A 21853-nucleotide genomic window follows, 5' to 3' on the forward strand; every position below is an offset into this window, starting at 1 on the left:
GGTCACGACCTGCCCGGCGATCCGCCCTTACGCGCGTCCCCTGCCGTAAGGGAGGGCCGTCAGTCCGCGGTGGACTCGCGCCGTACCGACAGCAGATCCTCCAACTGCTCCTCGCGCGCCTGCGCCGCCACGAACAGCAGCTCGTCGCCGGCCTCCAGCGTCTCCTCCGGATGGGGCGTCAGCACCCGCGTCCCCCGGATGATCGTCACCAACGAGGTGTCCTCCGGCCAGTTCACCGCACCGACCTGGGTCCCCGTCACCGCGGACTCCGGCGGCAGGGTCAGCTCGACGAGGTTGGCGTCGCCGTGGCTGAAACGCAGCAGCCGTACGAGATCACCGACGCTCACCGCCTCCTCCACCAGGGCCGACATCAGCCGCGGCGTCGAGACGGCGACGTCCACGCCCCACGCCTCGTTGAAGAGCCACTCGTTCTTGGGGTTGTTGACCCGGGCGACCACCCGCGGCACCCCGTACTCCGTCTTGGCGAGCAGCGACACGACCAGATTGACCTTGTCGTCACCGGTCGCCGCGATCACCACGTTGCAGCGCTGGAGCGCCGCCTCGTCCAGTGAGGTGATCTCGCAGGCGTCCGCCAGCAGCCACTCGGCGAGCGGCACCCGCTCCACCGAGATGGCGGTGGGCGCCTTGTCGATCAGCAGCACCTCGTGCCCGTTCTCCAGCAGCTCCGCCGCGATGGAACGGCCCACCGCGCCTGCCCCGGCAATCGCGACCCGCATCAGTTCCCGCCTCCGTCCGGGCCCTCGGCGAACGCCGCCTCGACCTTCCCTATGTCGTCCGTACGCATCATCACGTGGACGAGATCGCCCTCCTGGAGCACCGTCTGCGAGGTCGGCAGCATCGCTTCGCCCAACCGGGTGAGGAAGGCCACGCGGACGCCCGTCTCCTCCTGGAGCGTGCTGATCTTGTGACCGATCCAGCTCTCCGACGTATGGACCTCGGCGAGCTGCACCCCACCGCTCGGATCGCGCCACAACGGCTCCGCGCCGGACGGCAGCAGACGGCGCATCATCTGGTCGGCGGTCCAGCGGACCGTGGCCACGGTCGGGATCCCGAGCCGCTGGTAGACCTCGGCGCGGCGCGGGTCGTAGATCCGGGCCGCGACGTTCTCGATGCCGAACATCTCGCGCGCCACCCGGGCGGCGATGATGTTGGAGTTGTCACCGCTGCTCACCGCGGCGAACGCGCCCGCGTCCTCGATCCCCGCCTCGCGCAGGGTGTCCTGGTCGAAGCCGACACCGCTGACGCGACGCCCGCCGAAGCCGGAGCCGAGCCGGCGGAACGCCGTGGGGTCCTGGTCGATGACGGCGACCGTGTGCCCTTGCTGCTCCAGGGTCTGCGCCAGTGCGGCGCCCACCCGGCCGCAGCCCATGATGACGATATGCACGGCGTTACACCACACTCCCCGCAGGCCATCTGACCTGCGTAAATGTCCTGCTCATGTCTCTCTTTCGGCTCGCCGGGCTACACGGGGACCGGTTCACGGTCCGCCAGGCACCATCATGCCGGTGGTCCCCGGCGCGCTCCCCTCCCGGGGACCTCGACGGCGCCCGCGGCAGCCCGGGTCCAACGTATCGGTAAGCACCGACGGACCGACGCCGGGCCGGTGGCCGACGCGGGCCGCGGAGCCCGGCGGGAGGCGACACCGTACGGCGCCGTACGGCCGCCGGACCCCGGGCGGAGGACCGCCCGGACACCCCGCGCGGCGCCGCGCACCGGATGGGGGTGGTGCCCGCACACGTCACTGTTCGAACGCATACGATCCCTTCGTGTCCAAACTGACCGACGTGCCCAAACGCATCCTGATCGGGCGGGCGCTGCGCAGCGACAGGCTGGGGGAGACCCTTCTCCCCAAGCGCATCGCCCTGCCCGTCTTCGCCTCCGACCCGCTGTCCTCGGTGGCGTACGCGCCGGGAGAAGTCCTCCTGGTCCTCTCCATCGCGGGGGTGTCGGCGTACCACTTCAGCCCGTGGATCGCCCTGGCCGTCGTCGTCCTCATGTTCACGGTCGTGGCCTCGTACCGGCAGAACGTGCACGCCTACCCGAGCGGAGGCGGCGACTACGAGGTCGCCACCACCAACCTCGGCCCCAAGGCCGGCCTCACCGTCGCGAGCGCCCTGCTCGTCGACTACGTGCTGACCGTCGCCGTGTCGATCTCCTCCGGCATCGAGAACCTCGGCTCCGCGATCCCCTTCGTCGTCGAGCACAAGGTGCTCTGCGCCGTCGCGGTCATCGTGCTGCTCACCCTGATGAACCTGCGCGGCGTACGCGAGTCGGGCAAGCTCTTCGCGATCCCCACCTACGTCTTCGTCGGCGGCGTCTTCATCATGATCGCCTGGGGCGCCTTCCGCGGGCTCGTCCTCGGCGAGTCCATGCAGGCCCCCACCGCCGACTACCAGATCAAGCCCGAGCACCAGGGTCTCGCCGGGTTCGCGCTCGTCTTCCTGCTGCTGCGGGCCTTCTCCTCCGGCTGCGCCGCGCTGACCGGCGTCGAGGCCATCAGCAACGGAGTCCCCGCCTTCCGCAAGCCCAAGAGCCGGAACGCGGCGACCACGCTCGCCCTGATGGGCGCCCTCGCCGTCACCATGTTCTGCGGCATCATCGGGCTGGCCATGGCCACCGGCGTGAAGATGGCCGAGAACCCGGCCACCGACCTGTTCAACGGCGGGGTCCCGGTCGGCTCCGGCTATGTGCAGAACCCGGTGATCTCCCAGGTCGCCGCCGCGGTCTTCGGCAGCGGGACGTTCTTCTTCGTCCTCCTCGCCGCCGCCACCGCGCTCGTCCTCTTCCTGGCCGCGAACACCGCGTACAACGGCTTCCCGCTGCTCGGCTCGATCCTGGCCCAGGACCGCTATCTGCCGCGCCAGCTCCACACCCGCGGCGACCGGCTCGCCTTCTCCAACGGCATCGTGCTGCTGGCCGGGGCCGCCGCCCTGCTCGTCGGGGTGTACGGGGCCGACTCGACCCGGCTGATCCAGCTCTACATCGTCGGGGTGTTCGTCTCGTTCACGCTGAGCCAGACCGGCATGGTCCGGCACTGGAACCGCCATCTGCGCACCGAGCGGAACATCGCCAAGCGCCGCCACATGATCCGCTCCCGGGCGATCAACACCTTCGGGGCGTTCTTCACCGGACTGGTGCTGATCGTCGTCCTCGCCACCAAGTTCACCCACGGCGCCTGGGTCGCCCTGCTCGGGATGGTGATCTTCTACGGGACGATGACCGCGATCCGCCGGCACTACGACCGGGTCGCCGCGGAGATCGCCGCCTCCGAGGACTCGGCCGCCGACACCGTACGGCCCTCGCGCGTCCACTCCATCGTGCTCGTCTCCAAGCTCCACAAGCCGACGCTGCGCGCCCTCGGCTACGCCAAGCTGATGCGCTCGGACACCCTGGAGGCGCTGTCGATCAACGTCGACGCGGCCGAGACGAAGGTGCTCAAGGACGAGTGGGAGCGGCGCGGCATCAACGTACCGCTGAAGATCCTCGACTCCCCGTACCGGGAGATCACCCGGCCGGTCATCGAGTACGTACGCGGACTGCGCACCGAGAACCCGCGCGACGCGATCAGCATCTACATCCCCGAGTACGTCGTCGGGCGCTGGTACGAGCACCTGCTGCACAACCAGAGCGCCCTGCGGCTCAAGGGACGGCTGCTCTTCACGCCGGGCGTGATGGTCACCTCGGTGCCGTACCAGCTCGAATCCTCGGAGCTGGCGAAGCAGCGGGCGAAGCGGCGCGGGGTGTACAACGCGCCGGGCGCCGTCCGCCGCGGTCCGGTCGACGCGCGGCCGAAGGGCCCCGGCGCGGGGGAGTGAGGCGGGCGGTCCCGGCCGGACACGGGGGCCGGGACCGCCACGTAGACTGGTGGGCTGTCGTCCGGTCGGCCGGCCCGTACCCCCTTGATCTTTTGGAGCCACCCCGTCATGAGCACAGAACCGCAGGCTTCGCTGATCGGGGAGGAGTACGAGGTCGAGGTGGGCCCCGTCGCCCATGGCGGCCACTGCATCGCCCGTACCGACGAGGGCCGGGTGCTCTTCGTACGGCACGCGCTGCCCGGCGAGCGGATCCGCGCCCGGGTGACGGAGGGCGAGGCGGACTCGCGCTACCTGCGCGCCGACGCCGTGGAGATCCTGGACGCCTCCAAGGACCGCGTCGAGGCCCCCTGCCGCTACGCGGGCCCCGGCCGGTGCGGCGGCTGCGATTGGCAGCACGCGAAGCCGGGCGCGCAGCGCCGCTTCAAGGGCGAGGTCATCGCCGAGCAGCTCCAGCGGCTCGCCGGACTCACTCCGGAGGAGGCGGGCTGGGACGGTACGGTCATGCCCGCGCCCGGTGACAAGCTCCCGGCGGGCGAGGTGCCGGCGTGGCGCTCGCGCGTGCAGTACGCGGTCGACGAGAAGGGCCGCGCGGGACTGCGCAAGCACCGCTCGCACGACGTGGAGCCGGTCGACCACTGCCTGATCGCCACGGAGGGCGTCAGCGAACTGGGCATCGAGAGCCGGGAATGGCCGCAGATCGCCACGGTCGAGGCCATCGCCGCCTCGGGCTCCGGCGACCGCCAGGTCGTCCTCACCCCGCGCGAGGGCGGCCGGCTCCCGCTGGTGGAGCTGGACAAGCCGGTCTCCGTCCTGCGCGTCGAGGAGCACGACGGCGGCGTGCACCGCGTCCACGGCCGCGCCTTCGTCCGCGAACGCGCCGACGGCCGTACGTACCGCGTCGGCATGGGCGGCTTCTGGCAGGTCCACCCGCAGGCCCCCCAACTCCTGGTGGAGGCCGTGATGCAGGGCCTGATGCCGCGCAAGGGCGAGACCGCGCTCGACCTGTACTGCGGGGTCGGCCTCTTCGCCGGGGCGATCGCGGAACGCGTCGGCGAGAGCGGCGCGGTCCTCGGCATCGAATCCGGCAAGCGCGCGGTCGAGGACGCCCGCCACAACCTGAAGGACCTCCCGAGGGTCCGCGTCGAACAGGGCAAGGTCGACCAGGTCCTCCCGCGCACCCGCATCACGGAAACGGACCTGATCGTCCTGGACCCGCCCCGCGCGGGCGCGGGCAAGCAGACCGTCAAACACCTGACGGGGCTGGGCGCCCGCCGCATCGCCTACGTCGCCTGCGACCCGGCGGCGCTGGCGCGGGACCTGGCGTACTTCCGGGAGGGCGGGTACAAGCCGCGGACGCTGCGGGCGTTCGACCTGTTCCCGATGACGCATCACGTGGAGTGCGTGGCGATTCTTGAGCCTGCTGTAAAGGGCGTCTGACCTGCGGTTTCGTGAGCGGGAGGCTTCCGCGGGCGACGTTTTCTGAGGGGCGTTCGGAGATAGTTGACGCTCGCAGTGGAAGCCTCAGGCGCACCTCCGCAGACGCCGCAAGCCGCCATCCTTGGCCCACATTGCCAGGGGCGAGGATTGACCGCGACCGAAGTGATACCGGCCTGGTATCATGACTGTATGGCGATGACACTCCGACTCCCCGACGACCTTGACGCGAAGCTGTCCGAGAGGGCTCGTCGGGAGGGCCGCAGCAAGCAGGAACTTGCCATCGAGGCCATTCGTGATGCCCAGGACCGGGCCGAGCTGAAGGTCGACGACGTTCTGGCCGAGTTGATGGACAGCGATGCGGAGATTCTGGACTATCTGAAGTGACGGACGTGCGCTACCTCCAGATCGACGAGATCCTGGCCATCGCCCGCACGGTCAACGGCACCGAACACAGTGTGCGTGACATGGGCCTTCTGGTGTCGGCGATCGAGCGGCCCCGGACGAACGTGTTCGGGGCCGAGTTGTATCCCACTCTGCACGAAAAGGCTGCGGCACTGCTGCACTCCGTCGCTCGCAATCACGCGCTGATCGACGGCAACAAGCGCACCGCCTGGCTCGCGATGCGTGTCTTCCTGCGGTTCAACGGCGTGAGCGCCGGTGCTGTTCCGCCACCCGTCTCTGTGGCCGGCCCGTTCGTCGAGGATGTCGCACAGGACAACATCGAGGTACCAGCCATCGCCAAGCGTCTTTCGACATGGTTCCCCGTTTCCTGAGGTTCGACGAGGTGAGGGCGCATCATGTGGATTGCGTAGCCATGCTGGAGCTGGCTGCAAAGGGAATCCGACCTGCGGGTTTGCAGGGGTTGCTCGGGCGTAGCCGGGCGTGCTCACACTTGCTTCCTGATGTGCGCGAAGTGGAGCACGCCGCTGCCGGACCAACGTCCCTGGCCTTCGGTTCCGATTTGTGACGGGAAGACAAGGGAGTGTCGCCACTGGTCTTCGTAGAATCGCGGAAGGTGGCCCTGACACTCGCGTGATCACCGCTTTGATGCAGTGTCATCTTGTGCTTGAGGTCGGTATGCGGCCTGTGCGTCGAGATGCACGGAGCGCGGCAACGGGCGCCCACATCAGGAACGGCCTGGTGCGGGGCCGACTGGCTCGTCCCGGGTGGTAGGAGCTTCACCGCTGCGGCAGGTGGCGGCGCTGGTGCATCGCTCCGGCCGGGCCGTGATCGCGGCGTTAGCGCTCCGGTTCTACGGTATCCGCCAACGCGTTGGGCGGGTTCGATCGTCGTGGGCCTTCACGAAGTGACGAAAGTGCCACAGGAAACCCAAGGATGGGCATATTCTGCGGGAATCACCGCAGTTGGGCCGAGGCGACCTGTAGGCGGCGGAGGTGTCATGGGTGGGGACTTGTATGTGTCAGCAAGAGGGGTCGGAGGACGTGAGTGGACGGGGGTGCCGGATCCGTACGGTGACCAGGCTCTCCTGACCTCTGCCATGACGGAGGGTTACGGCGCCGTCCCCGGTCATGAACGTAGTCGCCTGCAAAGCTATCTCGAAGTTGTTGTCGCGACCCGCACGGCGCCGGTGCACTCCGCGGTCGCCTTCAACGCCGTGTACTTCGGGTACGAGCTCGGTGGCGACGGTTATGGCGGAAGCCCGCTGTGCCTCGATGACTTCCCCGTCATCACCTCCGGTGAGTGCGCTCCCGTGCTCCCGGTCGGTGCCATGGTGTGTGTCGCCACCGGGTCGGACCCGCTGTACGCCGAAATCGTCTATCGAGAGGGCGCGCACCCGGAGGTGGGCGCGCTCGGTGACGTACCGGCTTGGGTGTCGGGGGCTCCCGCGGGTGCCGAGGGCTCGGGCAGGCTGGGTGCAGACACCGAACCACGGCGCAGGGAGCTGCTGATCCCGGACCTCCACGCCTTCGGACCGGCACTGAGTCTGTCACCGGCCCAGCTTCATCGCTTACGCACGCGCGGGCGATGGATCAATGAGGACGGGCATGTCGTCGTCGAGGTGTGCTATCCGTCCTCGCAAGCCGCCCAGGGCGACGATCTGACGGCCTACGCGGATCATCTCCTGACGACGGCTCGGAAGCAGCTTCTCAGCCCTTTCGTTCCTGTTTCCCTTGCATCCCTGGTGGGCAGCACGCACGACGATGATCTGCGGGCGGGACTGCTCGGGCTCCTCGACACGGTGCGGGGCGTCCTCAACTCCAGCGCAGTGTTGCGCACCTGGGGCCACTACGCCATGACCCGTACCTCCCTCGCGGACTGCTGGCGGGACACCGGACCGCTGGGTGGCGACGACCTCAGGTCTCTCGTGGCCGCGGTCGAGCGCGCGGCCACCCCGGCGAGGCGGCGACACGGCCTCATCGCTCCGAGCACTGTTTACACAGCGGTCGGACCACGGCTTCGCGATTTCCCGGGGGCTGCGGAGCGGCTCAGGGGAGCGGGGTATGCCGCTGCGGTGTGTCGGGCGAACGTGGCGCTCGCCGACGTGGTCCAAGGGGACAGTGACCATGGTCTGTTCGGCAATGGCTCCCGGATCACGCTTGACGATGCCTTCGAGGGGGGAGGGGTGTGGCGGTCCCACCATCCCGGTGACGCAGAGGCACCCGGAGACCCCTTGGTCCCGGCCGGGCGCGGATGGAACTCCACTCTGGACGCACTGCCGGGGCCAGAAACGGAAGTGGAGCTGGAACCGGTAGATGCGCCTCTCGCCGACGAAGACGGCCTCGGCACCGGCGATCTCCTGCGAAGCGACGCCCAGGAGATCGTCTGGCGGGCTCCCCTGCGGCTGGCCCATCTCATCGGAGGCTGGTTTCCCCTGCACCAGTTCGTCGCGGAGGAGCTTCGCCGGCCCCACAGCGCGCACCCCACGCTTCACCTTGAACTTGATCACGCTGGTGAGACGTTGAGTGCGAAGGAGGCGGTGCAGGAAGTCGCGGTCGAACTCGGGGACGACTCAGGTCGGTTGACGGGAGTCGCCTGGCCCCGCGACTTCTTTCCCGGCCTGATGCTGGAGCTGCGCCGACTTCGGGGCGACACCGTGATCCGCCTCGCTACGACACGGCTGCAGGAACGCGTACAGGCCGGTGACCGTGAGACGGGCCACTGTTACGACCCTCGTGTGCTCACTAGGGAGGACGTGCCGGGCAGCAGCCGTCACGGTGACAGCGCGATCGGGCTGGGTCCCCGGCAACTGGTGATACGCACAGTGCGCCGTTGCGGTCTGCTCACCCTGGACGGTCATGCCCTGATGGATCGGTCGGTCCTGCCGAGCGCGGTCTATGGGTGCCGGCCCGCCCGGTCGCAGGCCGCCGCCCTGGACTCAGCCGTCGCGGAACTGCTCGCGGAACGTCTTTTGGAGCGGGCCCTCGGCAGCCGCGATGCCTGGGGGCAGCCGCACTTCCCGTCGCGTCACGGACAGCGGACCATTCCCCTCATCGGCTACCGCCCGGCCAGGCCGCGGGTGATACGTCCGTGGGGCGGTGGCGAACCGGGCGGTGAGGGACTGCGCGGCGCTCAGTTCGTCGCAGGTCATCTTCGTCGCCTGCGGCCGGGGTGCCTGCCCAGCGACGTTCAGCGCGCGGCCTTCCAGGAGTACTGCCGCAGGCTCGGCAAGGCGGACGGCTGGGAACTGCCGTACGGCTACACGTTCGTGACCGAGCACACGCGCGGCCGCTGACCTTTCACTGCCTAGCGTGTCCATTGCTCCGGCCTCTCTCTTCTTCCCGTCATCCACAGGCTTCTTTCCGTCACCCATTGAAACGGAGTGCGTGTACATGCAGGACCGCTACCGCGTCACAGGGCCGCCGTGGTCCCCGCCGAGCGTCTCGGCCGAGGACTTGGAATGCCTGGCCGCCGCGCTCAACGCCTTGGAATTCCCGGCCGCAGCCGCCCTGAACGACCTGACGGCGGACATGGTGGAACTCGCCTTCAACTCCCTGCGGCCCAAGCAACGTCAGGAGCTGCTCACCAGTCTGGGCATCCGCATGTCGGCTCCTCGACGGGTGAGCAGTGCCCTGTGCCGGGACGTCCTCACCAGGCTGCGACGCGAGTCGCGGCAGCACACCTGCACATGCGGAATCAAGGGACTCACGGTCACCGTGATGAACCAGGTGGGCGCCTTCGTCCTGGCGCACGACGGGGAGCCGGTTCCCGACCCTGTTGCCCGGTGGGGCGCCACGCTGGTCCGGGCCACCGTGTTCGCGTGGTGCAACGCCTCCGTCGCTGACGCCCACATCCTTGCCTGGGCGGCGGACCAGGAGTGGTTCGGCGCGACGGCTGACGACGAGGAGACGGCCCGGCTCGCCGCCGTCGCTGCCGCGGCGCGGCCTCTCGTGGAGGCGTACCCGGATTTCACCTTTGGAGCGGCGGAAGACGACGGGCTGGCGCTCGCGGAGGACAGTGAACCAGGGGGCGTTGCCGTCGCCAATCGGCCGGGCATCAGCGCCCCTGCACCGGAGACCGCGGTAGCGGACCCCGGCACTTCGCATCAGAAGACCGCTGCCGCGTCCGACAACACCGGGACCAACGCGGGAACAGCTCCCGAGGAGGCATGTCGGCAGCTGGAGTCCGCCCTGGTGGGGGCCCGCCAGGCCGCGGAGAAGGTCACCAACGCGGTCATGGACGGCCGCCCTCCGCAAGACGCGGACCTCGCTCTGCTCGCTGCTCTGAGCGCTGTTTTCAACGACGTGGAGGTGGTGTTCCAGACCGCTGGGATCGAGGGGGTGTCTCGTCGCCTGGAGGACATGACGCGCGCCGCATGCGCACACCGGGTAGCGCGGGAGCGAGACCTCCAGGCCCGCGAGCCGCTGCGGGAACTGCTGGGTGTCGCCTGTTGCCCGGACAGCTCCGCCGATGCCGCCGCTGCCGCTGAGGCCGTGCGCGGTGCGGCCCGCCGCCTACTGGACGTGCCGGTGTGGGCGGAGCCGCATCGGGAGGAGAGCGCCGCGCTCGCCGCCCTGGCCCGGCTCATTAGATTGGGACGACAGACCGATGCCGCGACGGAGATTCTGGCACTGCAGACGCAGGTTGTACGGGTCCTGCCCACCTTCGCCATGGCGGTGCTCATCGCTCCCGAGCTGACGCTGGACCAGCCATTGGACGGTGACCCGCACCCTGCCGGGACCGACAAGGCGCACGGCACCGCCGAGCCCGCCGACGCCGAGACGACAGCAGAACACGGGACCGTACAGCCGACCGCACCGACCGAGGGGATCGAGCCCCAGACCGCCGCCGAGCCGAAAGCCACGACGACCGCCGAGCTGGTCCACGCCCCCGACGCGGGCGCCGCGCCGGCCGCCGACGGTGGCTCGGCGCCCTCCACGTCCGCTGACGCGTCTGTTCGGGAACCCGCCGCACTCACGTTCTCTCCTGTGCAGGACATGCCCGTCCGCGAAGCGGGCCCGGCGACGGACGACGCAACCGATGAGGCCACGGTCGAGGGGGCCCTGGCGCAGCTGGTCCTGGAGCGGCGCTTCGGACTCGCCCACCATGTGGCGAAAGCCGCTGGCCACCCCGAGCCCCAGGCGGCGGCGATCCGCCTGGCTGGTGCCGCCGCGCTGCTCATCCCCGGGGACAGCCAGAGTGCCCGGCTGACGGCGGACCTGCTCCAGGAGTACGGCGGATACGCGGGCCAGGACAGTGAGGGCAGCGAACTCCTCCTGCTCCCTGCTCTGCTGCGCGCCGCGCTGATCACCGGCGACCATGCTGCGGGCGCTCAGCTCAAGGCACTGGTGCCCCGGCTCCCGGTCCGGCTGGGGGAGGCGGCGGCCGCCGTTGCCGACCGTGCCCTCAGCGGCGCCTTGTTGATCGCCTCGCCGCTCGTCGCCGACGTCTCCGAAACGGAGGCCCGGCTGCGGGAGCTGCGCGAGCAGAGCCGTCTCCTGCTCGCGCCGCAACGGCTGCGGTTCGCACGGGCGACGGAGATCGCCAAGCGTTGGCTTGCCCCCGACGACGGGATGCTCGGGTCGCTGCTCAGGACCGTCGTCGGTGACGACCACCACGCGCTGCAGCAGGTGCGGGAGCAGGCCGATCGGCTGTCGAAACTGGCCGAGGTCAACAGCGAGATCGACCGCATGGACCGCAAGTACCGCTCGTCCAGCGGCAAGCCGCTTCAGGGCTCCGGGCGGCAGGACCTGGTGCATCTCGTGGAGCGGGCCGTCAGCCTGGTCAAGGAGTGGTGCCTGGCGGTTGACGGCACCCGTCGCGGCGACCGTTCCGACGGCAACCGGGCGGTCAAGGAGATCTCCTCACTGCGACAGTCCCTGCTGGAGGGCAGGGAAGCGGCGCTGGACGAACTGGAGCGGTTGGCGCAGCGCCCGGACACTCCCTCGGGCGCGATGGCCTGGGCGGCCCACGCCTCGATGCAGGAGCTGTTCACTTTGCTGGCCGGTGACACCGTGACCGCGCGTTCCGGCGTTCCCGTCGACCCAGCGCTCGTGCTGGACGCGGAGCTGCTGAAGGTGTGTGACACCCGCGACGAGCGGCTGTCGTCCGCCGAACTGCTGACCGCGGTTGACCGGAGTTGGCAGGAGGCTTTGGGGGAGCGGCTCTCCCACGACGCGTTCACCGCGGCCCGTGACATCGTCGAGCTGGCCGGACGAGGGTTGCTGCCTGCCGTCGGGGCGGGGGAGTTCGTCCCGCCCACGGAAGTCGAAATCAACGACAGGGAGAACGCCCGGCGTGCACAGCTGCGGAAGGCACACGACGCACTCGTCGCCGAGCTGCACCGCGCGCAGGCCGATGGCGCCGTGACCGAGGACCAGGACCTCGGTCTTCAGGAGTTGCTTGCCGACGCCCACAACCGCCTCGAAAGCGCCGACCGAGATGACCTGCTGCATGTGCGGCGGGCGCTCGACACGGTACGGAGTGGCCTGCCAACCTTCCGGGAGCAGGCGGCGGACCGGATCCGGGCTCGGCTCGACGCCCTGGACCCCTCCGTGGACGAGCGGGCCCAGGTCCTGCGGCGTTTGGAGACGAACGACCTGGCCACCGCAGCTGACCTCGTCTACTTCCTGGAGATCGGCGAACCGGTCCCCGAGATCGAGGGTGGCGAGTCTCATCTGACCGAGTTCTTCCTGGCTGTGCCCGATGGCTTGCCTGGAGGAATCGACCACGAGCTCGTCGAGCTGGTCCGATCCGGCGGCAAGCATCCGATGGTCCCCATCCTTGACTACGGCGGCCTGTCCACCGACGAGGCGGCACTCGCGGCCGACGCGCTCGACGAGTGGCGCGCGCTTGCCGCCACCGAGCGGAAGGACCGGCTCCAGGTGGCTCCGACGCGCCAGGTGCCGCCTCTACTCAAACTCCTCGGCTACGACGCCAAGAGCGCCAGGCCGCTCGACGACCGATCCCAGCACCGGCAGGAATACCGTCTCTTCGAAGCGACCGGAGTGGAGATCAACGGCAGGGCGAAGGCGCCCGCGTTCGGCTCGCAGATCAAGGAGCAGGGCGGCAACCTGAGGGTGATGATGGTCTGGGGTAGACCGCCCGCCAAGGTCGTCATGAGTTGGGCGGAGCGGGATACCAGCGGAGCGAGCCTTCTCGTGGTCTACTTCGGCACGCTGAGTCGTGAGGCCCGTGTCGAACTCGCCGCCGGTTCCGACCGGTTGCAGCCGCTGCTCGTGGTGGACGACGCGGCCCTCGCCTATCTCGCGGCACGCGGCAACCGCCAGGTCAGCGCCGCTACGCAGACCCTGCTGCCCTTTTCCGGCGTCAACCCGTACATCAGGGAGAAGCGCGGCCGGATCGGCGGCGAGATGTTCTACGGCCGCGACGCAGAACGCAAGAGCATCCTCGACCCGCGCGGCACTCAGGTCATCTACGGCGGTCGGGGCCTGGGCAAGTCGGCGCTGCTCGCCGACGCCGGGGAACTGTTCATGGAGCAGCGCCCCGGCTATCACCAAACGGTGTACGTCAACCTCGACCAGGAGAACATCGGCAAGGGCAGCTCGCGCGGGCCGGAGGCGCTGTGGAGCGTTCTGCTGAGGGAGCTGACCGTGGCTCAGGTGGTCGATGACCGGCCGCAGGGGCGCGGAAAACGACAGGAGGCTTCCGAGCGGGTGCGTGCCGGTATCCGGACCTGGCTGGTCGGGGACTCTCGTCGACGACTGCTGATCCTGCTCGACGAGTGCGACCAGTTCTTCGAGGCCGACGCCCCGCGGTTCGACCAGACCAAGAAGCTCAAGGGCCTCGGGTCCGACACCAAGGACGCGGCGAAGGTCGTCTTCGCAGGACTTCACTCCGTGCAGCGCTTCTCGAAGCTCGCAAGCAACGGGCCGTTCGGCCACCTCGCTCAGACCCCGAAGGTGATCGGCCCGCTGGCTCCTCAGTCGGCTGCGGAACTGCTGGTCGAGCCGATGCGGGCGCTCGGGTTCGAGTTCAAGGATCTGGATCTCGTCAACCGTGTGCTCGGCTACTGCTCGTATCAGCCCTTCCTGCTGCAGATGTTCGGGCATCGGCTGGTCGAGCTGATGCACCGGAAGCGGACGCGGCGCGGTGCCGGGGAACCCCCTTACGAGGTGAAGGTGACCGACATCGAGGTTGTGGTGTCGGACGCCGCGCTCCGGGACGGCATCTCGGCGGCCTTCAAGGACACGCTGAGCCTCGACCACCGCTACGACGTCATCGCCAACGTGCTGGCGTATCACGCCCGCCATCACGGCCTGGAGGTGCGGCTGAGCGACACCGAGTTGCGCGAGGAGTGCGAGACGTACTGGCGCAAGGGGTTCGAACAGCTCGACACCGAGGGTTTCCGCGCCTATCTCTCCGAGATGGTGGGTCTCGGTATCCTCGCGCCCAACCACGACGGACTGGGCTGGCATCTGCGCGGTCCCAACGCCCTGCGCATGATCGGTACGTCCCACGAGGTGGAGGCACGGCTGCTCAGGGCCGAACAGGATTGTGAATTGCAGGAAAGCATCGTGCAGGAGGGCCGCCCCGAGCTGCCCGACGGGCGGCCGGCTCCGTTGACCAACACCCAGCTCGACGACCTCTTGGGCGAGCGGTCCAACCGGACCCGAGTCGTGCTCGGCAGCACTGCCACCGGAGTCACCGACGTCGCCCCGACCTTGCGCACAATCGCCGGACCGATCGACGGCTGGACACTGCCACCCGTGGGCAAGCCCAGCGTCTACAAACAGGAACTCACCGGCGGACGCCCCCGAGAACGACGGGTCGTCATCAGCGACTTCGTCAACTACCGGGAGCCGGTCCGGCCCGAGACCTGCCGCGAAGCCGTCGACCTGGCCGAGACGCTGCTGCCCGCCACTCCGGGAGTCACCCGCGCGGTCGTCCTCGTCACCGACCCCGCTCAGCTCGCCCTGTGGCGTCCCCTGCTGACGGGAACCGAACCCACCTCGGCCGCCCCGGTGGTGCTGCGTAGGCATGACCACCGCAGCCTGCGTGGTTGGGTCCAGCGCGTCAACATGTTCCATACGGAGGGCCGCCTGGACCGTCTCCACGAACTGACCGGCGGCTGGCCGCTTCTGGTGGACCGGGCCCACCGCCTGCACGAGGAATTGGGGGACCCTGACGAGGTGTTGCGACGCCTGGCCGGCCTTCGCGCGGACCGGGCTCAGGCCCGCGCGTTCGCCGAGGCGACGGGCGTGTACGCGGACCAGCTGCTAGCCGCCGGATACCGAGCCCTCACCGAGGAGTTCAAGGACGACCTCTTCGACCTGGAAGGCGCGGTGACCGCGGTCGCGCTCAAGATCGATGACGAGGACGAGGACGAGGCACGGTGGATCGTCGACTTCCTCGACGCCCTCCAGGTCTTCGATCGCGAGGAGGCCCAGCTGCGCCTGGAGCCGGTGCTGCGGGAGTGCATGGCGCTCAACGGGTGACAGAGCGGCTCCTGCATCGTGACCGGACATGACCGTGGCGATCGCGGGCATTCCGGTCACGGTTCCGCAGTGGGCGGAGGACCTGTTGCGCCGACGAGATTGCAACGTGTCCAGGCGAGTTCAGGAATCCTGGTAGACCGTGCGTTCTCCTCCGTGCTGCTCGGGGCTGAACAGACTGCGGCAACCGGACCACCCGAGGGATCGCACTCGCTGGTCCGCGAGGCCGGGTGGCTCGACATCGACCTGGCACTGGCCGCCGTGACGCTCTGGCCCCTTCAAGCTGCACATGCAACCGAGGTAGCGGCTCCGACCTGGTCCTTTCAGAGAATCAATCAGGCCGACATCTTCCCGATGACGCACCATGTGGAGTGCCTCGCGATTCTGGAGCCGGTGGGGAAGGGCGCCTGACCTGCGGGTTCGAGTGGTGTGTGTGATGTGCGGTGTGCCCGTCCCGGGTATCCCGCGCGACTCCCCGCACATCCTGGACGCGCTGCTGAGCCTGACGGAGGGGGTGGGCAGTGTCGGGCCCGTGAGGGGGAGAAGCGCGGTGTCCGCGTAGCGCGTCGCGGTCCCACCGGCTCGCGGAACTGTACGTCGACGGCTCAGTTGTGGTTCTCGTCGATGGTGACGGCGATGCCGCGGTCGACCTTGACGACGATGTCGATGCTCTTCTTGGCGGCGGCTTCGAGCTCGTCCTCGCTGCACTGCTCCATCTGTTCACGGTCGCCGCAGATCAAGCCGGCTCCGTTGATGACGGTTTCGGTGGAGGTGACGAAGGCCCGCTCGCCCTCGTCGTTCACGACGGTGTACTTCCCCGGAGCCAGGTACGCGAGCTTGCCGCTCCAGAGGCCGGACGTCTTGTCCTGGTCGTTGCCGGAGCGGTCCTCGACGACGCTGACGGCGATACCGTTCTTGAGCTTGACGGTGGCGGAGACGCCGTCCTTGGCGGCCGCTTCGAGCTCGTCCTCGTCGCAGGGCGTGGCGGCCTGGCCGGCCGCGTCGCCGCAGATCTTTCCGGCGCCCTGGATGCTGGTGTCGGTCGAGGTGAAGAACTGCTGCTCGGTGTCCTTGAGATCGGAGACGGTGTACTTGCCGGGGGCGAGATAGGAGACCGTACCGAACCAGGTGCCGGTCACCTTCTTGCCGTCGGACTTGCTCCCCGCGGTGTTGTCGGACGGTGCTTCCTCACCGCCGGAAGCCTGGTTGTCGCCGCCGGACATCTTCTTCGCGTCCGAGGCCGAGTCCGAGGCCGAGGCTGAAGAATTGGACGCGTTGGTCTTGTTGCCTTCCGAGTCGCCGTTCTGGCAGGCCGTGAGCAGTGTGGTCGTCGCAATCAGGGCGGCGGCGGTGAGGACGGTCTTGCGCCGGCTGTGAAGCATGTGGGATCTCCCCGTGGGTGTGTTCCTGGTGTCTGGTCGGCCGGTTGGTCCGGCTCTCTGCTCGGTCGATCAACACCCTGCCTGCCGCCGTGATCGCGATGGAAGAGCAGTTACGAGCTGATGACATGCCTGATGTACGCACGGGACGCACGGGCACAAGCAGGTCACAACCCGACCTGCCCGGGCACACTTTCCACTGGAATTCCGTCACGGGGCCCGGCGGCCCCTGCTCCTGCGCGCCCAACGGGAGAACGCGGTGCAGTTGCTGACGGGCGTATGGTCCGGCCGGCTCCATCCGGTTTCCGAGACGAACAGTCGGCCCACTCGGGCACCGGAAATCGCTGTCGGATGTCTGCGTGCGGCCGGTGCGGCGGTCCCGCCCCCTCCTGCGTGACCTGGGGGGGCGAGGGTGTGTCGCCGTCGGATCATGTCCGGGCCGGCACCCGCGAGGCCCGCGCCGGGCAGGTCAGAAACCGTCGATGACGGCGTTGGCATGGAATGCCTCGGGAGGCTCCGTGAAGAAGGGCGCCATCGCGCCGGCGAACTTGACGAACCCCTCGGTCTTCGTGAACACCTCGGTGTGGTGCTCCATCGACTCCCACTGAACGCACAGCAGGATGGCTCCCTCCTTGTCGATGGCTCGGAACATTTTCACGTCCAGACAGCCGCTGTCCTCCTTGAGGAGCGGCAGATACGACCGGACGACCGATGCGAATTCGTCCTGCTTGCCTTCGGAGACCGTTATCCGGACGATTTCCCAGACTGCCATGTGACTACCTCCTGAAGTGAGTTCATTGGCTTCCCTGCCCTCGATCAGGCGCTCCAAGGGGGTGCCGTAGGGATACGCGACCTGGTCGTGCTGCTCCGGCAGGAGGACGTGGGGGAGCCGCCGGGCAGAGTGAGGAATACGCGGGCGTTGCTGACTCCGCGCGAGCGAATGCCGGCTTCGGCCGAGGAACCGTCCGCCCCTGTGGTCACGTCTTTCCCGCCGATAGGTAAAACATGCTCACATTCGTGAAGCCGGGTGTTTAACACCACCCGGGAAGGGGATATATGAGTGCCGCACAGCCGCTCGACAATCTGGCCCGGGGCCTTGCCCAACGGCTGGGAAGCGACCGCGTGTTCCGGCAGGGCGACGGCCCCTACGCCGATGCCTCGAATGTGTGGAACGGTGCGGTGGCCGTGCGCCCCGCCTTGGTCGTACGACCGCACAGCGATGAGGAGGTCGCCGCTGCCGTGACCATGGCCCAGCAGTGTGGAGTGGGCTTGTCCGTACGCGGCGGAGGACACGACTGGGCCGGCAGGTCCCTGTGCGACGGACTGGTGATCGACCTCGAAGCGATGCGTGAGGTGAGCGTCGTCGACGGCACCGCGGTGGCGGGAGGCGGAAGCCGCGCCGGTGACGTCGTCGCGGCCGCCGCACCGCACCGCATGAACGTCGCCACGGGAACCGCCGGGGTCGTCGGTATGGCGGGCCTCACCCTCGGCGGCGGCTACGGCCCCTTGCTGGGCACCACCGGTCTGGCCGCCGACAACCTGCTCGGTGCCCGGGTCGTACGCGCGGACGGTCAGGTCGTCTCGACCGACGACGACCCCGAACTGCTGTGGGCGCTGCGCGGCGGAGGCGGAAACTTCGGTGTCGTGACGTCCATGCGCATCCGGCTGCACCCGGACCGCGGCCTCACCGGCGGAATGGTGCTCTTCCCCTGGGAAGAAGCGGCGACGGTTCTCGCGGGCTGCGCTGAACTGTTCGCCGGTGCGCCGGACGGCCTGGGGCTCCTCTTCGAGATGACCGTGGTACCCGATGTCGGGCCGTGCCTGCTGGCCGTCCCGGTCTGGTCGGGTGAGCCGCATCGCGCCGAGGCCGCCCTTGACGAGGTGATGCGGCTCGGCACGCCGCTGATGAGCACCGTGGCTCCCACGACGCTCAAGGACCTGCTCGCCCAGTTCGACCAGAGCGTGCCCCACGGCATGCACTGGGACCTGCGCACCCGTACCGTCCCCGCGCTCACGCCCGAGATCATCGACGTACTGAAGGACGCCGCCGAGGCACGCCCCGGCCCGGGGGCCGGTATCGGGCTGCGCCGGTTCCACGGCGCGGCCACCCGCGTGGGAGCGGACGACACCGCCTTCGGCCTGCGCACCGCACACATGGTCGTCGAGATCTCCGCCGGCCGCGGACCGCACGAGCCGTCCGGGGCCTACCGGGACTGGGCCGATGCCGTCAGCACCGCGTTGACGCCCTACGCCCTGCCCGGCGGCTACCCCAACTTTCTGGCGCCCGGCCAGGACGAACAGATCGCACACGCCTATGGCACACACGCGCCTCGCCTGGTCGCGGCGAAGCGGACCTACGATCCCCAGGGCATTTTCACGGCCACGCCGATCCCGAACCGCGAACTGCTGGAGACGTATCCGGCGTGAGCCGGACGTCAGCCTTTGCTCAATTCGGCTGCGTGGAGGGCGACTTGGCTGTCATGTGAGGGATCGGGGGATCGGGCGACATCCGTCTCGATCGCCCGGACGGGTGACTCGGGCGAGGTGTGGTGCGGTGTCCACCCGAACGGTCGCGGACCTTCGCCGGGGGCCGGGGAAGGCATAGTCCTCATGAGCGAACGAACGATTGCGCTGGTCACCGGCGCGAACAAGGGAATCGGCTACGAGATCGCCGCGGGCCTGGGCGCGCTCGGCTGGAGTGTCGGCGTCGGCGCCCGCGACGATCGGCGCCGTACGGACGCGGTGGAGAGACTGCGCTCGGCCGGCGTCGACGCGTTCGGTGTACCGCTGGACGTGACCGACGAGGCGAGCGTCACCGCCGCGGCACGGCTGATCGAGGAACGGGCCGGCCACCTCGACGTGCTCGTGAACAACGCGGGCGTCACCGGCGGAATGCCGCAGGAGCCCACCCGGGTCGATCCCGCCACCATCCGAACGGTCGTGGAGACCAATGTGATCGGTGTCATCCGCGTCACCAACGCGATGATGCCGCTGCTGCGCCGGTCCGCCTCGCCGCGGATCGTGAACATGTCCAGCAGTGTCGGTTCCCTCACCCGGCAGTCGGGGACGACCGCCGAGCAGGCGACGGGCCCGGTGTCCGTGGCGTACGCGCCGTCGAAGACGTTCCTGAACGCCGTCACCCTCCAGTACGCCAGGGAGCTGAGCGGCACGAACATCCTGATCAACGCCGGCTGCCCCGGCTACGTCGCGACCGACCTGAACGGCTTCCGGGGCGTGCGCACCCCCGAACAGGGCGCGGCGATCGCCATCGAGCTCGCGACCTTGCCCGACGACGGCCCGACCGGCCAGTTCTTCGAGGACGCAGGCGTCGTGCCCTGGTGACGCGTACGGGGGCCGTCACCCGACCCGTACGGATCCCGGTACTGCTCCGCGCGGTCCGGCCGGAGGACCGGGCATGCCGCCTTACACCCGGCGGTAGCCTCCTCCCATGACCGCACAGAGCAACCCCGCACAGGGCGGCGAGCCGGTGCCCGGCCCCCCGGGGGTCGATGAGGGGCCGCAGATCACCTATGCCGAATGCCGGCGGTGCGGTACGCAGATCGCCGGGCTGGACGGCCGCTACAGCTGCGGGGTGTGCGGCTGGGTCAACCACCACTCCGAAGGCCACCGCGCACTGCCCACCGCCGAGGACGACACCGACGCCGTCAACCGTCTGGCCTGACCCGCCGCGGCCGAATCCCGCCGGGTCAGGCGCTGAGGGGGTGTCCGGTCGTCGAGTCCACGTGGCCCGGGATCTCGTCGTGGCGATCGCCCACGGTCGGTGTCCCGGTGGGTTCGAACATGAGGATGGCGGCGCCGGTCGGGGCGTACGGCTTGTGCTCGATGCCCCGGGGGACGGTGAAGGCCGTCCCCCGGGGGAGCCGGACCGTACGCTCCCCGTCGGGCTCGCGCAGGGAGATCCGCAGCTCGCCGTCGAGTACCAGGAAGAATTCGTCGGTGTCGTCGTGCACGTGCCAGATGTGTTCGCCCTCGACCTTGGCGACGCGCACGTCGTAGTCGTTGACGCGCGTGACGATGCGGGGGCTCCACAGGGCGTCGAAGGAGGCCAGAGCCTCCTTGAGGGAGATGGGTTCGCTGCTCATGGGCTCATCCTGAGCCGTTCCGCACGGTCGGTGTGAGTGCTAGGAATCGCATATGACGAAAGAATCCTCGCACCCGGTTCGCGGGGCGGGCGTGCACCGGGTCGTGGTGATCGTGGACGAGAACTCGAACCCCTTCGAGCTCGGCTGCGCGACCGAGGTCTTCGGTCTGCGCAGACCGGAGATCGGCCGTGAACTCTACGACTTCCGACTCTGCTCGCCCGAGCCCCGCACCCTGATGAGAGACGGATTCTTCACGCTCACGGGAGTCGCCGACCTGGCGACGGCCGACGCGGCGGACACCTTGATCGTCCCCAACCGCCCGGACATCGAAGTGCCCCGCCGCCCCGCCGTACTCGATGCCGTGCGCCGGGCACACGCCCGCGGTGCGCGCCTGGTCGGCTTCTGCAGCGGCGCCTTCACCCTGGCCGAGGCCGGGGTCCTCGACGGGCGGCGGGCCACCGCGCACTGGCAGTGGGCGGACTCCTTCCGGGCCCGCTTCCCTTCCGTCCAGCTCGAATCGGACGTGCTGTTCGTGGACGACGGCGACATCCTCACCGCCGCGGGCAGCGCGGCCGCGCTCGATCTCGGGCTGCATGTGGTCCGCCGCGACCACGGCGCGGAGATCGCCAACGCGGTGAGCCGGCGCCTGGTCTTCGCCGCGCACCGGGACGGCGGACAGCGGCAGTTCGTGGAGCGCCCCGTCCCCGACCTGCCGGACGAGTCCCTGGCCCCGGTCCTGGCCTGGGCCCAGGAACAGTTGGGCTCGCCACTCACCGTCGCCGACCTCGCGGCACGTGCGGCGGTCAGTCCGGCGACGCTGCACCGCCGCTTCCAGGCGCAACTGGGCACGACGCCGCTGGCCTGGCTGACGGGGGAACGGCTCGCCCTGGCCTGCCGGTTGATCGAACGAGGTGAGCCCCGGTTCGAGGTGGTCGCGCGCCGCAGCGGGCTGGGCACCGCCGCCAATCTGCGCACACTGATGCGCCGCCGGACCGGGATCACCCCCTCGGCGTACCGGCACCGGTTCGGGCCACGGGCGGAGTGACGCCGGGTGCCGCGGCCCCTCGAACACCGCCCGCTCTTCCGTTCCGTGGGGTCGTAGGCGGCGGCCGACAGGCCGCCGCTCCTCAGCCGTGAAGTCCTGGCCGCAGGACCGCCGACCGGCTGCTTTACTCTTCTGCCGTGGCGAAATGGTGGCGGTCTCCGGCTGATGCGTTCTGGATGCTCGACAAAGCTCTGGGCGG

At 69.3% G+C, this 21853-nt stretch carries 16 protein-coding genes; 11 read left to right on the forward strand and 5 right to left on the reverse strand.

The genetic code is table 11. The features are described 5' to 3' along the window. Positions 1-59: 59 nt before the first annotated feature. Positions 60-737, reverse strand: a complete 678-nt coding sequence (locus tag ACFXPK_RS13660; RefSeq protein ID WP_384991842.1) for a potassium channel family protein — start codon at positions 735-737, stop codon at positions 60-62. After that, positions 737-1405, reverse strand: a complete 669-nt coding sequence (locus ACFXPK_RS13665; RefSeq protein WP_384916894.1) for a potassium channel family protein — start codon at positions 1403-1405, stop codon at positions 737-739. The genes ACFXPK_RS13660 and ACFXPK_RS13665 overlap by 1 nt, the downstream gene beginning before the upstream one ends. Positions 1406-1787: 382 nt before the next feature. Between ACFXPK_RS13665 and ACFXPK_RS13670 the strand changes: the two genes are divergently transcribed. The 7 genes from ACFXPK_RS13670 (at position 1788) to ACFXPK_RS13700 (ending at position 15538) form a co-directional block, all read left to right on the forward strand. After that, positions 1788-3836, forward strand: coding sequence for an APC family permease (locus tag ACFXPK_RS13670; protein ID WP_384991839.1), 2049 nt, complete (start codon positions 1788-1790; stop codon positions 3834-3836). A gap of 108 nt (positions 3837-3944) precedes the next feature. Next, complete coding sequence (locus ACFXPK_RS13675) at positions 3945-5273, forward strand: class I SAM-dependent RNA methyltransferase (protein WP_385074917.1); 1329 nt, start codon at positions 3945-3947, stop codon at positions 5271-5273. 189 nt (positions 5274-5462) lie between these two features. Further along, positions 5463-5657, forward strand: a complete 195-nt coding sequence (locus tag ACFXPK_RS13680; protein WP_125490113.1) for a ribbon-helix-helix protein, CopG family — start codon at positions 5463-5465, stop codon at positions 5655-5657. Further along, complete coding sequence (locus ACFXPK_RS13685) at positions 5654-6046, forward strand: type II toxin-antitoxin system death-on-curing family toxin (RefSeq protein WP_385074922.1); 393 nt, start codon at positions 5654-5656, stop codon at positions 6044-6046. Before ACFXPK_RS13680 ends, ACFXPK_RS13685 begins: the two co-directional genes overlap by 4 nt. Before the next feature lie 725 nt (positions 6047-6771). Continuing rightward, the gene (locus ACFXPK_RS13690; RefSeq protein WP_385074925.1) at positions 6772-8967 is read left to right on the forward strand and encodes a hypothetical protein; all 2196 of its coding nucleotides are present in this window, start codon (positions 6772-6774) and stop codon (positions 8965-8967) included. A 97-nt stretch (positions 8968-9064) separates the two neighbouring features. Then, entirely contained in the window at positions 9065-15130 is a 6066-nt protein-coding gene (locus ACFXPK_RS13695; RefSeq protein ID WP_385074927.1) for a hypothetical protein, read from the forward strand. Between the two features lie 153 nt (positions 15131-15283). Continuing rightward, positions 15284-15538, forward strand: a complete 255-nt coding sequence (locus ACFXPK_RS13700) for a hypothetical protein (RefSeq protein WP_385074930.1) — start codon at positions 15284-15286, stop codon at positions 15536-15538. Positions 15539-15732: 194 nt separating this feature from the next. Here the strand turns inward: ACFXPK_RS13700 and ACFXPK_RS13705 are convergent, their stop codons facing one another. Further along, on the reverse strand, positions 15733-16509 hold the full coding sequence (locus ACFXPK_RS13705) for a hypothetical protein (RefSeq protein WP_385074932.1): 777 nt from the start codon (positions 16507-16509) through the stop codon (positions 15733-15735). Between the two features lie 466 nt (positions 16510-16975). Continuing rightward, positions 16976-17278: a putative quinol monooxygenase gene (locus ACFXPK_RS13710; RefSeq protein WP_384991831.1), complete on the reverse strand. Its 303-nt coding sequence runs from the start codon at positions 17276-17278 to the stop codon at positions 16976-16978. Positions 17279-17562: 284 nt separating this feature from the next. Here ACFXPK_RS13710 and ACFXPK_RS13715 point away from each other — a divergent pair, with 284 nt between their 5' ends. The 3 genes from ACFXPK_RS13715 to ACFXPK_RS13725 all read left to right on the forward strand — a co-directional run bounded on the left by ACFXPK_RS13715 (position 17563) and on the right by ACFXPK_RS13725 (position 20188). Further along, positions 17563-18933, forward strand: a complete 1371-nt coding sequence (locus ACFXPK_RS13715) for an FAD-binding oxidoreductase (RefSeq protein WP_385074934.1) — start codon at positions 17563-17565, stop codon at positions 18931-18933. A gap of 183 nt (positions 18934-19116) precedes the next feature. Next, complete coding sequence (locus ACFXPK_RS13720; protein ID WP_384991826.1) at positions 19117-19848, forward strand: SDR family oxidoreductase; 732 nt, start codon at positions 19117-19119, stop codon at positions 19846-19848. A gap of 106 nt (positions 19849-19954) precedes the next feature. Further along, positions 19955-20188 (forward strand): hypothetical protein, encoded by a 234-nt coding sequence (locus ACFXPK_RS13725; protein WP_384991823.1) that lies wholly within the window; start codon positions 19955-19957, stop codon positions 20186-20188. 25 nt (positions 20189-20213) lie between these two features. On the opposite strand, the gene ACFXPK_RS13730 is transcribed toward ACFXPK_RS13725, so the two are convergent. After that, a complete protein-coding gene (locus tag ACFXPK_RS13730) occupies positions 20214-20609 on the reverse strand; it encodes a cupin domain-containing protein (RefSeq protein ID WP_385074937.1) in 396 nt (131 codons plus the stop codon). A gap of 52 nt (positions 20610-20661) precedes the next feature. Here ACFXPK_RS13730 and ACFXPK_RS13735 point away from each other — a divergent pair, with 52 nt between their 5' ends. Further along, complete coding sequence (locus tag ACFXPK_RS13735; RefSeq protein ID WP_385074940.1) at positions 20662-21654, forward strand: GlxA family transcriptional regulator; 993 nt, start codon at positions 20662-20664, stop codon at positions 21652-21654. Positions 21655-21853: the final 199 nt, after the last annotated feature.

It is taken from the genome of Streptomyces sp. NPDC059142, from assembly GCF_042755665.1.
In the GTDB taxonomy this organism is placed as follows: Bacteria; Actinomycetota; Actinomycetes; order Streptomycetales; family Streptomycetaceae; genus Streptomyces.